Genomic DNA, 13,877 nt, shown 5'->3' on the forward strand with positions numbered 1-13,877 from the left:
GAGGGGGAAGGATTAATGAAAAAAATGATTGGAATGACGATAGCTATAGCAATAATTATTGCAATTCTCGTATGGGTCACCAGTATAATCTTTTCATTTCCATTTTTGGGTTGGAATTTCTTCATTGGATTAGGCCTGTCTTTTATCCTATTTTTTTTCAATAGTAAAGGAGGATTCTTTACCAAATCATCAGCATTAGAAGCAAGCTCTGGAGATTTAAGATATACGTATGGAAACAATGATATAAAAGCAAATGTTGGTGTCGTTTTCTATGGTTCGGTGTTATACACTTCTGTTTGCCTTATACATATGATTATTCTTTATGTAATGGACTAGACAAAGTTAGGAGAGAAGTAAAATGAATAAGTTCGGATTATTTGGTAAGTTTATCGCAAAAGATGGTGATCGTGATAAGCTTGTCGCAATTTTATTGGAAGCAGCAGCGTCTATGCAAAGCCTAGAAGAATGCGAAATCTATCATGTGAGTATTTCAGAGGACGAGCCAAACGCTATATTTGTGTATGAGGTTTGGTCAGATCAAACAGCTCATCAGGAATCTTTATCTCTGGAATCAACTAAAAAACTCATTACACATGCGAAAACAATGATTACTGGAATGGAGAGAATTAGTACGCTTATCCCTATAGGTGGCAAAGTAAGTTAATTCAGCCTTCAGTTAACTATTGAGATTCGCAGATGTTCTTACCAAATAGAACGCTAGTAATAACAGCTTATCCCAAGCTTTCTAATTGTGATATAATTAAACTAGAAACAACTGTTCGAGAAGGTGACTAGCTGAAATGAACGCTAATAAAGCTCGGGTTATTTTTCATGTTGATATGAATAGCTTCTATGCTTCAGTGGAGATGGCGTATGAACCTATGTTAAAAGGGAAGCCACTTGCTGTTGCTGGTAATCCTGAGGAACGAAAAGGAATAATTATTACTAGTAATTACGAGGCACGTGCCAAAGGGGTTAAAACGACAATGCCAATTTGGCAGGCAAGAAAATTATGCCCAGAGCTAATAATACGCACACCAAATTTTGAACGATATCGCTATGCATCTAGAGAAATTTTTAAAAGATTAAATGCAATATCACCCTTCGTTGAACCGGTATCGATCGATGAAGGGTATATGGATGTTACCGATGTAGTAGATCCGAAGAATACGATTCAACTCGCAGAAGATTTACAAAAAAAAATATTGAATGAATTAGATTTACCTTGTAGTATCGGTATTGCTCCGAATAAGTTCTTAGCAAAAATGGCTTCCGATATGAAAAAACCGCTGGGTATTACAGTGTTGCGAAAACGTGATATTCCTTATAAATTATGGCCAATGCCAGTCGGTGAGATGTATGGGGTAGGGAAGAAGACAGCTGAAAAGCTAATTGCTATTGACATTCATACGATTGGCGATTTAGCAGCAGCTGATGTTTATCAATTAAAACAGATACTAGGTATTAACGGTGAGCGATTAAGAAATCGAGCTAATGGGATTGATCTTCGTGCTGTAGATCCGGATGCTGTAAATGAGTTTAAAAGTATAGGTAGTTCTGAAACACTCCCAATGGATACAACAAATGAGCTGGAAATAAGAAGTCTATTATCCGCATTAGCCGAGAATGTGGAAATACGGATGAAGCGGAAACAGGTTGCTGGTGGGACAGTCCAAATTACAGTTCGTTATCATGACCGGAAAACTATTACAAGAAGTAAAAAACTGTTAAATTTTATCGAAAAAAAAGAAGATATTTTAAAGGTAGCACTAGAATTATTTAATTCACATTGGAATCAAGAGCCAATACGCTTATTAGGGATAACCGTTTCGGATATGGAAGAAAAACAGAATATTGTAAAGCAGTTAGACTTATTTACGTACAAAAAGGAAGCAGAAAAGGAAAAGCTTTATGATGCAATTGATGAGTTAACACAAAAATTCGGGAAAAATCCATTTGTTGATATTAAAGCGGTTGATAATCATCAACCAAGAACAAGCTTTCAAAAGGACTTTTTAGATGATTATAAAAAATAGGGGAAAGGCTCTGAACGCTTCTAACGCCTTACCCCTATTATTGTATTAAAAACTATTTCATTACTTTTTTAATAATGGAAAATGCTAGTTTTCCACCTGGGTAACGTAATGGTAAATCGAATTTGGTTGTTTGCTTTAGAATGCTTTTACGATGAGAAAATGTTTCAAAGCTATATTTGCCGTGATATGCTCCCATTCCACTTGCACCGACTCCCCCGAATGGCAGATTTGGGTTTGCTAAATGGTATAATGTATCATTAATACATCCGCCACCAAAGGATAACTTAGTTATTACTTTTTCTTGATTCTTTTCTTTTTCGCCAAAATAGTACAGTGCTAACGGTTTATCCATTGTTTTTAATGTCCTTATGACTTCTTCTAAGTCTTCAAATGATAAAACCGGTAGAATTGGACCAAATATTTCCTCCTGCATGACAGGGTCGTTCCAAGTAATGTGATCGATAATAGTCGGTTCGATTTTTAATTGGTTTCTATCAATGTTTCCACCCTGCACAATGGTCCCATTCTCTAAATATGTCAATAAGCGGTTAAAATGGTTTTCATTAATTATTCTTACATAATCATCATTACCTAATGGGTTCTTTTTATATAAGCTTTTTAACTGTTTTTTCATTTCTTTTAATAGCTTATCTTTGATTTTAGAGTGTATATAAAGAAAGTCTGGGGCGACACAGGTTTGACCAGCATTTGTAAATTTCCCCCAAACAATACGTTTAGCGGAAAGCTCAATACTCGCATCTCTATCAATAATCGCAGGACTCTTGCCACCAAGCTCTAGAGTAACAGGGGTTAGATGCTTACTAGCTTCGCGCATAATAATTTTTCCTACAGCGGTACTTCCAGTAAAGAAAATATAGTCAAATTTTTCCTGTAATAGTTGTTCACTAGCTTCCTTTGCTCCTTCTACTACAGCAATGTATTTAGGATCAAAGGTTTCTCTCATCATTTTTGCAAGCAGAGAAGAGGAGGATTGGCTATATTCAGACGGCTTTATAATTACTGTATTTCCAGCAGATATTGCCCCAATTACAGGTGCTATTGCCAATTGCAAAGGATAATTCCATGGCGAAATGACTAAGGTGACACCGTAAGGCTCTTTTCGGATGAAGCTTTTGGTTCCTTTATGAGTTATTGGGGCATCACAAGATTCATCCTCCATCCAATCTTTAAGATGTTTCTCAGTATGCTTAATTTCATTAAAGAGAAACCCTAATTCGGTCGTAAAGGATTCATATTTTGATTTGTTTAAGTCCTGCTTTAAGGCGCGGTAAATATTTTTCTCATAGTTCTCTAACATGGATCTCAGTTTTCGTAATTGGTTTATACGAAATCGATAATCGAGCGTTTCTCCGCTTAAAAAGTAATCTCGCTGACTTTGTACTAATGCTTGAATAGTCATCAAACTCAACTCCCATTAGTTGGATGGTATTGAAACTTGAAATAAATCATAGGCAATCTCAGTATTGACGAAGATCTGTCTAGCTTCTTCTAATAGTTGTTGTGCATCATGATGCTGGTATCTAGATGAAATATGAGTTAGGATTAGCTGCTTAACATTGCCATCCATAGCCAAGGATGCAGCTTGTACAGTTGTAGAATGAAAATAATCATGGGCAAGTGCTGCTTTATTCTTGTCAAAGGTAGCTTCGTGAATTAGCAGATTTGCATCCTTGACAAATTCTTGATTTTTTTCTGTAGACCTTGTGTCCCCAAGAATTACCACCGTTCTCCCTGGTTTATCTGGCCCAATAAATTCTTTTCTCTCAATGATTTTTCCGTCATCAAGGAAAGTTGTTTCATTTTGCTTAATTTGCTGATAGATTGGACCAGGTTGAATCCCTATTGCCTTTAAATTTTCAACTAGCAGCTCACCAGGTTTCGCTTTTTCTTCAATACGAAATCCATAGCTAGGTATTCCGTGTTCAAGTAGCTTACAATAGACGATAAAATGATCATCCTCCATTATTTTTCCTTCACTAATTTCGACGAAGGAAAGAGGATAGGTTAAATGGGTACCACTCACCTTTAAACTTGTTAATACATATTCTTTAATCCCATTAGGACCATAAATAATTAATTCTTCGTCTCCGCCTTGAAAGGACCTAGAGCTTAATAGCCCGGGTAAACCAAAAATATGGTCCCCATGGAGGTGAGTGATGAATATCTTATTGATTTTTCTAGGCTTAATGGAAGTATGTAGGATTTGATGCTGGGTTGCTTCACCACAATCGAAAAGCCATACACTATTTGCTTCCTGTAATAGCATAAGCGCTATCGAGGAGACATTACGTTCCTTGGAAGGGACTCCAGCACCGGTACCAAGAAAATAGATTTCCATTATTTTTCCTCCTACCTCCAGCCTCTACGATATTGAGTAGGTGCATCTAATGGATATTTCAATTGATCAGCTGCTTCCTTAGCCCAATAGGGATTTCGTAACAGTGATCGACCAATAAGCACAATATCTGCACGATCATTCTGTAGAATTTCTTCTGCTTGTGGTCCACTTGTAATAATTCCAACAGCTCCGGTTGGGATTTCAACCTCGTGTTTAATAATTTCACAGCGCTTTATTTGATAGCCTGGGAAAGTATTAATTTTTGCGGGAACTACACCTCCTGAGCTACAGTCTATTAAATCAATATCAAGCTGTTTAAGCCTGGTGGCAAAAAATATAAAGTCTTCTAATGTGTTTCCATCTTTATGATATTCTTCGGCAGATATGCGTACGAATATTGGGCCAGTAAATACAGTTTTGACTTGCTCGACGATGTTTCCTAATAAACGGAAACGATTTTCACGATTTCCACCATATGAATCATTCCGTTTATTTGTTAGTGGAGAAAGGAATTGGTTTATTAAATATCCATGAGCAGCATGAATTTCTACCATGTCAAAACCAGCTTTTGCAGCACGTTCCGCTGCCTCTTTAAATGCTTGGATGATGTTATTGATGCCAGCTTCCTCTAATTCAGTAGGTTCTTTATAATTTTCATTAAATGCCAGGGGGGATGGGGAGTAAATAATGGGTTCATCTTCAGCTTTCCGACCTGCATGAGCTAATTGAATACCAACCTTTGTATTATGCTGATGAATTTCATCTACTAGCTTTTTTAATCCTTCTATATGCTCATCATCCCAAATTCCTAGATCTTGTGCAGAAATTCTTCCAGCACGTTCAACAGCAGTTGCCTCTAATATAATCAATCCTACTTGACCTACCGCACGTGAAACATAATGAGTGAAATGAAATGGTGTAACCTTACCGTCCTCTTTATCACAAGAATACATACACATTGGAGACATTACAATCCTGTTTTTTATGGTCATGTTTTTAAACGTTATTGGTGAGAATAGTTTTGCCATTAAAATACCTCCATTATAATTGTCTTTTATATTGAAATACTTTTCGAAGTGTAATTGCTTTATAGGGTACATCTGTAAATATCCCATCACATGCTTCATGAAAACAGTTTATCATTTGTCTATATCGATTTACTGTATAGACACGGACAGCCATAGTGTTAGCATGTGCTTCGGTAATTAATGATCTGTTAACTAGTCGATATTTAATATGTAGCGCATTAGCACCGAGGCTCTTCGCATATTCAACTAGATTGGGATTTTGTCTGGAAGTTAGTAAGGCTACTCCAATTTCATTTTGATATCTTTTTAGCCTTTTAACACTTGTCGGATTAAATGTTGAGATGGTTGTTCGTTTCTCCAGACAATGTTCCTTTAGCATTCGGTATACGATAGATTCCAAATTAATATAGTCAATTTTGTTGTTCTTTAATTCTAAATTAATGGTTAAATTCTTTGGTTTAATCCAGACTAAGAAATCTTCTAATGTGATGATTCTTGCCGAGCAAAAGTCTGAAGAAAACCAAGATCCAGCATCAAAGCTTTGAAGCTCCTTATACGTATAGTCCTTAACATAACCTTTTCCGTTCGTTGTTCGTCTCAGTGACTCGTCATGAATAAGTACAGGGATATTGTCCTTTGTTAGTTGGACATCTGTTTCAATGCCTTCAGCGCCAAGCATATAAGCAAGCTCAAAAGCAAACATGGTATTCTCTGGTGCAATTTTACTTGCCCCGCGGTGGGCAATAATTTCTGTTATCAAGACCTTCACCTCTAATTTGATTTTGTTTGAATTTTATGGGAAAGTCAACCAATACACACGCTCTAAATTTTCATTAAGTGACTTCTTTTCATTTTAGCGTTACAATGAAGAAAGGTGAATGAATGGTTATTCATTTTGGTGAAATAGGGGGGAGAAAATGACTGTTATTAACAAAACGATCCATCAACTTACAGTCCCAACACCATACGCTGTAGGTGATGCTCACACCTATTTATTGAAGGGTGAAACATTATCATTAGTAGATGCGGGGGTAAATACGGAAGAAGCATGGATCGCACTTGTAGCTCAACTGAAGGATATCGGATATGAACCAAATGATATTGAACAAATCATTTTAACACATCATCATCCTGACCATACTGGTTTAATAGAGCGATTTAGTCAGGTTGAACGTATTATAGGACATCGGAATATTACCCCTTGGATTATGAGAGATGAGGCTTATTTCAAACATTTTGAGGACTTTTATTATCATTACTTTACCTTATCTGGTGTTCCGAAAGAATTTCAGGTTTTTATTGAAAGACTACGTGTACCCTTAAAATTCTCTGGAAAAGGGGAACTTACAGATGTTATAGATGAGGGTGATCGTTTACCTGGTCACTCTGAATTTCGTGTCATTGAAACGAAAGGACATGCTCAGAGCCATCTATCGTTTCTAAACATGGTGGACGGTACATTTATTGGGGGAGATCATTTACTTCAGCATATTAGTCCAAATCCAATCATGGAACCACCTTTAATTGGTGAGACTGAACGTCCAAAGCCTTTATTACAATATAGAAAAAACATAACAAAATGTCTTGATCTGGGTATTCGAGTGATACTACCGGGTCACGGTAAAATATTCTCTAATTTAGAAGAGGTTGTTGCTAGGCAAAGGGCGAAACAAGAGTCTCGGGCAACTAAGGTTTTAAGTCTGTTACGTAATTATTCACATACACCTTTCCAGCTATGTGAACAGATATTTCCTAGACAATATCAATTACAGCTAGATTTAACGATGTCCGAAACCATTGGACAATTGGATTATCTAGAGGATAAAGGACTAGTGACCAAAACAATAGAAGATGGGGTTTTCGTATATCATGCAATCTAAATTAACCGGAAAAAAGATAGTTGTTACAGGTGCCTCTAGTGGAATCGGAGAAATGTTAGTGAAACAAATTGCTTCTGCTGGCGGAACACCAATCATGCTTGCGCGTTCACTTGACAAGTTACGGCAACTTCAAAAGCAGTTAAAAGAGGAACACCAGATTCATGCATCATTTTATATGGTAGATTTAACAGATGAAGCAGATGTTTATAACGTAGTTAACACTGTTCTGAAGGAGCAAGGCACTATCCATGCCTTAATTAATAACGCAGGGGCAGGTGTCTTTCAATATGTTATCGATACGAGATGGGAAGATATCGAGCTTATGTACCAATTGAATGTTCTGGCAGTAATTCGGATAACAAAGCTGTTCCTACCTCACTTTATGGATAATAATGAAGGACATATTATTAACATTGCCTCTCAAGCGGGTAAGATTTCTACCCCTAAGTCTGCAGTATATGCTTCAACAAAGCATGCAATTTTGGGTTTTACAAATGCATTGAGACAGGAAGTTGCAAGGAATCAAATTCAGGTAACAGCGGTGAATTTAGGTCCAGTTCGAACTAATTTCTTTGCCCTAGCAGACCCTGAAGGTAATTATCAAAAAAATGTTGAGAAATATATGTTGGATCCAGGAAAAGTAGCAGAGAAAATTACAAAACATCTCTTAACGAATAAGCGGGAGATTAATGCGCCATTATGGATGGATATTGGAAGTAAATTTTATCAGCTATTTCCTGGTTTAACAGAAAAAGTCATGAAGAAGCAATTTAATAAAAAGTGATAAGGGGAAGAGAAGATGAGACTGTCCATTACAGATAAGGCTATGGAAAAGATATACGAAATTAATCAAAATCATGAAAACTATGTGATGTTAACGTACGATACGAAAAAGATGGGATGTGCGGTTAATGGCTTACCTACCTTTCGCTTAACAAACGCAGAAAATAGTAATCTCATCAAGATAGATAACCAACAATTTCCTACATTCATAAACGAAATGCAAGCAGTATTCTTTGCAGAAGAAATGAAGCTAGATTTTATTAATAGTATGTTTCGCCTGTCTAGTCCAGAGGGAATTCTGAATCCTTTTATCCCAGTAAATAGTGTATTAGAAAACGATTAAGAAGATAAAAGTGGCAAAGCTATGCCACTTTTATCATTAATATTTATTATTTCAATTGAACGTTTATATGTGTTCCTTGTATTCATTAGCTTTTGTTATCAATCGAAGCTCCTCATAAATGCTATCTTTGAGTTCGTAAGTTGTATCGAATGCTAGGTTTTCTTTCACTTGTTCAAGTGAACTAGCTCCAAATACTGCACTAGCTACTGCAGGGTGCTTTAGTACATATTGTAAAGCAAGCGCTTGGCGGTTTGGATAAGCGGAGAGCTTTGTATCAACCTCGACTAGTTCTTCATACGTATAATCTAAAAATCCTTCTTTTGCCTTTTTCATCATCTGATGCTTTCCATGGTTGCTCAATATGCCTTTTGCTAACGGACCACGAGCTAAAACACTTATTCCATGATTATGAAGGAGGTCAAAAATTTCCTTTTCGGGTCTGCGGTCTAAAAGACTATATTGCATCATTACACCATCAATAGAGGATTTCTCTACATATTCCCGTATGACGTTCGGTCTAATGGAGGAAATACCATAAGAACGAATAATACCTTCTTTTTTCAATGCTTCAAATGCTTCTATCGTCTCTTCAATCGGATCCTCAATTGTACCCCCGTGTAGCATATAGAAATCAATATAATCCGTTTTTAAGCGACGGAGACTTTCCTTTACTTCTTCTAGAATATACTTTTTCGATGGATCCCAAAACCAGTCCTTTTTTTCTTTATTAAAATGGTTACCAACTTTGGTCGTTAGGATGATTTGGTTCCTTTTATCCTTAATTATTTCACCTACAATTTCTTCATTCATACCAAAATCATATAAATCCGCTGTATCAAGATGATTAATTCCCTTATCAAGCGCATAATCAATGATTAATCTTGCTTTTTCTATATCTGTTCCAATCGTCATGCATCCTAGTGTTAATGCACTAACTTCAAGTTCGGAATGACCTAATTTATTTTTTTTCATGTAAAAAACCTCCTACTCAGATTGTATGGTATGATAGGCTTTTATTTCAACTAAATCCCAATTCATTAACTTGTATCAATCCGTATGATATTATATTACTTAATAAAAGTAGGTGATAGTTCAATGAAAAAGTATGAGGAAAAAACGATAAAGACAGAAAAGATTTTTGAAGGTAAGGTCATAAAGCTTCAAGTAGATGATGTCCAACTTCCAAATGGAAAAAAATCAAAACGAGAACTTATTAAGCATCCTGGTGCTGTCGCTGTCATTCCAATAACAGATGAGAAAAAAATTATATTTGTCGAGCAATATAGGAAGCCGCTAGAGAAATCAATTATCGAGATTCCTGCTGGTAAATTAGAATGTGGGGAAAGCCCAGAAATTACTGCTATACGGGAATTAGAGGAGGAGACAGGCTATACAGCGAAAACATTGACGAAAATAACATCCTTCTATACTTCACCAGGATTTGCAGATGAGCTTATGCATATTTACCTAGCAACCGATTTACAAAAACTGGATCAGCCTCCTGCATTAGATGAAGATGAATTTATTGATATACTGGAATTAACTCTAGATGAAGCAAAACAGTATGTGAAGAATGAGAGAATTCATGATGCGAAGACAAATTACGCGGTATTATATCTTGAGTTGCAGGAGTTGTTATAAATGCTAAATGCTTATTTTGCAGATATGCACATCCATATCGGAAGGGATATCTTTGACAAGCCTGTTAAAATCACTGCTTCGAAAAACTTAACCATAACAAATATTTTAAAAGAATCGAGTAGAAATAAGGGGATTAATCTAATAGGTGTTATCGACTGTCAATCTCCAGCTGTACAATTGGAACTAAAAAGACTGATAAACGATGGATTAGCTTATGAATTAGAGGATGGTGGAGTTCGTTTTGAAGAGGTAACACTTCTTCTCGGTTCAGAAATAGAGGTTTATGATGACAACTGTCATGGCCCAATTCATGTATTATGTTTTCTACCAAGTCTAGTAGAGATGGAGCGTTTTTCAGAGTGGCTAGTTACAAGAATGAAAAATATTACACTTAGCTCCCAACGCTATTATGGATCCGCAAAGGATTTGCAATATAAGGTGAAGGAGCTAAGCGGATTATTTATTCCCGCTCATGTTTTTACCCCTTATAAAAGTCTTTACGGAAAGGGTGTACAACAGTCACTAAAAGAAGTGTTTGATCCAGATTTAATCGATGGTATTGAGCTAGGTTTAAGTTCGGATACCTTTATGGCAGACAAAATTCGCGAGCTACATCATTATACATTTGTAACGAATTCAGATGCTCACTCCCTTGCAAAGATTGGTAGGGAGTACCAGGAAATTCTCATGAAGGAACCATCTTTTAAGGAATTTAACTATGCATTACATCAAGTGGAAGGCAGACAGATTATCCGAAATTATGGAATGAATCCGCAGCTAGGAAAATATCACAAGACTGTATGTGACAAGTGTTTAACTCATATGGAACCAGATGTAACGGAATGTAAAAACTGTGGATCTAAAAAGGTTGTGAAAGGAGTAGCGGATAGGATTGAAGAATTAGCGGATTATACCGGAAAGGAGATTCCAAGACCACCATACTTGTACCAAGTTCCATTAGAATATTTACCAGGCTTAGGCCCAAAAACATTTAAAAAACTATTGGAACATTTTCACACAGAAATGAATATCCTTCACAACATACCATATGAGAGTCTGTTGGATGTAGTACCTGAAAAGCTTGCGAAATCTATTATTCAAATGCGAGAAGGAAAATTAGCTATCAACGCTGGCGGCGGTGGTAAATATGGTAGTGTAGCCACAACTGATTAATTATTTGATACAAAAAGATAGATTTGATAGGAATGTTTCTATAGATATTCTCATAACGTTTACTATATAGGAATAGTGAATGGAGGATCTCTATGTTGAAACGTAGCATGCAATTAGTTGACCATCTGAAGGAATATGCAACCATCTATATTTTTATGATTATACTATTTTTATCAGGAATTATATTTGGTGCTATTATTGTTAATAGTATGGGATTTCAGCAAAAACAAGATTTGTTTTTCTATTTGGAGCGTTTTTTTGGTCATATTTCCAATGAACAGCCAATAGAAAAAACACAATTATTAAAGGAAAGCTTTTTTTATCATTTAAAATATATTCTCTTGTTATTTATTCTTGGGTTATCCGTAATTGGCTTACCAGTTGTGTGGATACTAATATTTTTAAAAGGGCTAGTGGTAGGATTTTCAGTTGGTTTTATCGTCAATCAGCTTGGAATAAATGGCTTTTTAGTAGCTACCTTTGGTATAGCACCACAGAATATAATCGTCATTCCTATCTATATCATTGCTGGAAGCATATCGATGATATTTACATTAGGCTTATTAAATAAACTATTTTCCAGAAAAACTTCTTTTTCACAGCCTGTGTTACATCCTTTCGTTAAATATGTGTCCGTTTTTGCAATATTAATTGCATTAACCGGTATACCAGCAGCAATAGAAGCATATATTGCGAACGATGCAATGGTCGGATATATCAAGTCGTTATACAAGTAAGAGAATCGTTCTTTTCAAATATTTGCTTTGACACTCCTATTCCGTGTGCATATAATAAAGGTGGGATATGAGGGAGGAGATCGCCATGGAACATCGAATTGATCGGATTAAGAAACAGCTTCATGCTCAAAGCTATAAGCTAACACCTCAACGTGAAGCAACGGTACGTGTCTTATTAGAACGGGAATCAGATCATTTAAGCGCTGAAGAAATATATCTATTAGTAAAAGAAAAAGCACCCGAGATCGGTCTTGCAACGGTGTACCGAACGTTAGAGCTGTTATCAGAACTAAAAATTGTTGATAAAATCAATTTTGGCGATGGCGTCTCCAGATACGATTTACGTAAAGAAGGGGCCGAGCACTTTCATCATCATCTTGTATGTATTGAATGCGGCTCCGTAGAGGAAATAATGGACGATCTACTCGGTGATGTAGAAAAAATAGTAGAAAATGAATGGGGATTTAAAGTACAAGATCATCGCCTTACCTTTCATGGTCTTTGCAAATCCTGTCAAAAAGCTGGAGTCGAAACGATTACTTCATAAAATTGCCTTTTCTTTTAGAGAAGGCTTTTATTATTTCATATCATTTATACAAAAATTGGTGTAAAATAAAGGAAGCAACGCATCTATCAAATAATGGGACTAGTTTTCTAGTTATTATGTATAAAGTGATTCTTTTTTGGCATATCTTTTAATATTAACTTATTATTAAAGGAGAAATGCCGTATGAAAAGGATGGTATGGGATACTGTAAAAGTATTTATCATTTTCATAGCATGTACATTCATATTTTATTTCGGTTTGCAAATTATGCACTCCGAATATGAACAGTTCCATCGCTACGATACACCAGAGGGCCCTGCTGTCAAAGTTTTTAATAGTGAGCAAAGCTTTATGGATCGTCTAAATATATTTTTTCGATTAGGGGAGTAGAGAATGTTGAACCATGCGTATAATGATTATTTTCATTATTTGCAAATAGAGCGAGGGTTGGCTGAGAACACGTTAAAATCCTATAAGAGAGATTTAAAATCGTATATGGAATATATGCAAAAGAGTGATCATTCAACATGGAGTGAGATAACTAGAGCTGATATTTTGAAATTCTTGTATTCTGTAAAGGATGCTGGAAAGTCTTCAGCGACTATTGCTAGAATCATTACCTCTATCCGCCAGTTTCATCATTTCTTAGTTCGAGAACATATTGTTGAGCATGACCCAACATTACATATTGAAACACCAAAAAAGGAAAGAAAGCTTCCTGATATCTTATCTGTTCAAGAAGTAGACAGGCTTCTTGATATTCAGGGGAATGCTCCGCTTGATATTCGAAACAAAGCGATGCTCGAATTAATTTATGCTACTGGATTACGTGTGAGTGAATTAGTTACATTAAAGGTCAGTGACTTACATTTAACGATGGGATTTGTTCGATGCCTTGGTAAGGGCTCCAAAGAACGTATTGTACCGTTAGGTGATATGGCCGAAAAGTCTATAGAGCTTTATTTACGTGATGCAAGGCGAAGTCTACTAAGGAAGAATAAAGATGAGAATATATTATTTTTAAATCAGCATGGAAGACCAATGACAAGACAGGGCTTTTGGAAAATATTAAAAAAAATAGCAAGCAGTGCCCATATAACTAAAGACATAACACCGCATACATTAAGACACTCCTTTGCAACCCATTTATTAGAAAATGGTGCTGATTTAAGGGCAGTTCAGGAGATGCTAGGCCATGCAGATATCTCTACAACACAAATTTATACACATGTAACAAAAACGCGACTAAAGGATATGTATAAATCATATCATCCAAGAGCATAGCTCTTGTTTTTTACTTTAAGTTGTCTGACATCCTACAACTTTATGAAATAGACATAGAATCGGGGA

At 36.0% G+C, this 13,877-nt stretch carries 17 protein-coding genes; 12 read left to right on the forward strand and 5 right to left on the reverse strand.

What is annotated here, in order from left to right:
* The first annotated feature begins 15 nt into the window (after window positions 1-15).
* The 3 genes from HNR27_RS10565 to HNR27_RS10575 all read left to right on the forward strand — a co-directional run bounded on the left by HNR27_RS10565 (window position 16) and on the right by HNR27_RS10575 (window position 2,036).
* Window positions 16-336 (forward strand): hypothetical protein, encoded by a 321-nt coding sequence (locus HNR27_RS10565; protein WP_429339709.1) that lies wholly within the window; start codon window positions 16-18, stop codon window positions 334-336.
* Between the two features lie 22 nt (window positions 337-358).
* On the forward strand, window positions 359-664 hold the full coding sequence (locus tag HNR27_RS10570; RefSeq protein ID WP_212921988.1) for a putative quinol monooxygenase: 306 nt from the start codon (window positions 359-361) through the stop codon (window positions 662-664).
* Between the two features lie 136 nt (window positions 665-800).
* The gene (locus HNR27_RS10575; RefSeq protein ID WP_212921987.1) at window positions 801-2,036 is read left to right on the forward strand and encodes a DNA polymerase IV; all 1,236 of its coding nucleotides are present in this window, start codon (window positions 801-803) and stop codon (window positions 2,034-2,036) included.
* A gap of 52 nt (window positions 2,037-2,088) precedes the next feature.
* Here HNR27_RS10575 and HNR27_RS10580 read toward each other — a convergent pair whose 3' ends face one another.
* Genes HNR27_RS10580 through HNR27_RS10595 form a run of 4 tightly spaced genes read right to left on the reverse strand, consistent with a single transcriptional unit; the run spans window position 2,089 to window position 6,183 of the window.
* Window positions 2,089-3,456, reverse strand: coding sequence for an aldehyde dehydrogenase (locus tag HNR27_RS10580; RefSeq protein WP_429339710.1), 1,368 nt, complete (start codon window positions 3,454-3,456; stop codon window positions 2,089-2,091).
* Window positions 3,457-3,471: 15 nt separating this feature from the next.
* Window positions 3,472-4,395 carry a ribonuclease Z gene (rnz, locus tag HNR27_RS10585; protein ID WP_429339711.1) on the reverse strand — a complete coding sequence of 308 codons (924 nt, stop codon included), beginning with the start codon at window positions 4,393-4,395 and terminating at the stop codon, window positions 3,472-3,474.
* 11 nt (window positions 4,396-4,406) lie between these two features.
* Window positions 4,407-5,423: an NADPH dehydrogenase NamA gene (gene namA / locus HNR27_RS10590; protein WP_429339712.1), complete on the reverse strand. Its 1,017-nt coding sequence runs from the start codon at window positions 5,421-5,423 to the stop codon at window positions 4,407-4,409.
* A 13-nt stretch (window positions 5,424-5,436) separates the two neighbouring features.
* Complete coding sequence (locus HNR27_RS10595; RefSeq protein ID WP_429339713.1) at window positions 5,437-6,183, reverse strand: glycerophosphodiester phosphodiesterase; 747 nt, start codon at window positions 6,181-6,183, stop codon at window positions 5,437-5,439.
* A gap of 157 nt (window positions 6,184-6,340) precedes the next feature.
* Here HNR27_RS10595 and HNR27_RS10600 point away from each other — a divergent pair, with 157 nt between their 5' ends.
* The 3 genes from HNR27_RS10600 to HNR27_RS10610 are packed head-to-tail and all read left to right on the forward strand — an operon-like array spanning window position 6,341 to window position 8,429.
* Window positions 6,341-7,303 carry an MBL fold metallo-hydrolase gene (locus HNR27_RS10600; RefSeq protein WP_429339714.1) on the forward strand — a complete coding sequence of 321 codons (963 nt, stop codon included), beginning with the start codon at window positions 6,341-6,343 and terminating at the stop codon, window positions 7,301-7,303.
* Window positions 7,293-8,087: an SDR family NAD(P)-dependent oxidoreductase gene (locus HNR27_RS10605; RefSeq protein WP_212921981.1), complete on the forward strand. Its 795-nt coding sequence runs from the start codon at window positions 7,293-7,295 to the stop codon at window positions 8,085-8,087. Before HNR27_RS10600 ends, HNR27_RS10605 begins: the two co-directional genes overlap by 11 nt.
* Before the next feature lie 15 nt (window positions 8,088-8,102).
* Window positions 8,103-8,429, forward strand: a complete 327-nt coding sequence (locus HNR27_RS10610; protein ID WP_212921980.1) for an iron-sulfur cluster biosynthesis family protein — start codon at window positions 8,103-8,105, stop codon at window positions 8,427-8,429.
* A gap of 63 nt (window positions 8,430-8,492) precedes the next feature.
* Here HNR27_RS10610 and HNR27_RS10615 read toward each other — a convergent pair whose 3' ends face one another.
* Window positions 8,493-9,401, reverse strand: coding sequence for an aldo/keto reductase (locus tag HNR27_RS10615; protein WP_429339715.1), 909 nt, complete (start codon window positions 9,399-9,401; stop codon window positions 8,493-8,495).
* 123 nt (window positions 9,402-9,524) lie between these two features.
* Between HNR27_RS10615 and HNR27_RS10620 the strand changes: the two genes are divergently transcribed.
* From HNR27_RS10620 to xerD, 6 genes are all read left to right on the forward strand, one after another.
* Window positions 9,525-10,070, forward strand: a complete 546-nt coding sequence (locus HNR27_RS10620; protein WP_429339716.1) for an NUDIX hydrolase — start codon at window positions 9,525-9,527, stop codon at window positions 10,068-10,070.
* Window positions 10,071-11,243, forward strand: a complete 1,173-nt coding sequence (locus HNR27_RS10625) for an endonuclease Q family protein (RefSeq protein ID WP_429339717.1) — start codon at window positions 10,071-10,073, stop codon at window positions 11,241-11,243.
* Between the two features lie 92 nt (window positions 11,244-11,335).
* Window positions 11,336-11,980 (forward strand): stage II sporulation protein M, encoded by a 645-nt coding sequence (gene spoIIM, locus HNR27_RS10630; RefSeq protein WP_212921976.1) that lies wholly within the window; start codon window positions 11,336-11,338, stop codon window positions 11,978-11,980.
* An 85-nt stretch (window positions 11,981-12,065) separates the two neighbouring features.
* Window positions 12,066-12,527, forward strand: coding sequence for a ferric iron uptake transcriptional regulator (gene fur, locus HNR27_RS10635; protein ID WP_212921975.1), 462 nt, complete (start codon window positions 12,066-12,068; stop codon window positions 12,525-12,527).
* A gap of 183 nt (window positions 12,528-12,710) precedes the next feature.
* Complete coding sequence (locus HNR27_RS10640; protein WP_212921974.1) at window positions 12,711-12,917, forward strand: YqzK family protein; 207 nt, start codon at window positions 12,711-12,713, stop codon at window positions 12,915-12,917.
* Between the two features lie 3 nt (window positions 12,918-12,920).
* Complete coding sequence (gene xerD, locus HNR27_RS10645; protein ID WP_429339718.1) at window positions 12,921-13,811, forward strand: site-specific tyrosine recombinase XerD; 891 nt, start codon at window positions 12,921-12,923, stop codon at window positions 13,809-13,811.
* The last annotated feature ends 66 nt before the right edge of the window (window positions 13,812-13,877 follow it).

This window comes from Ornithinibacillus bavariensis (assembly GCF_050433565.1).
Classification (GTDB): domain Bacteria; phylum Bacillota; class Bacilli; order Bacillales; family Amphibacillaceae; genus Ornithinibacillus; species Ornithinibacillus bavariensis.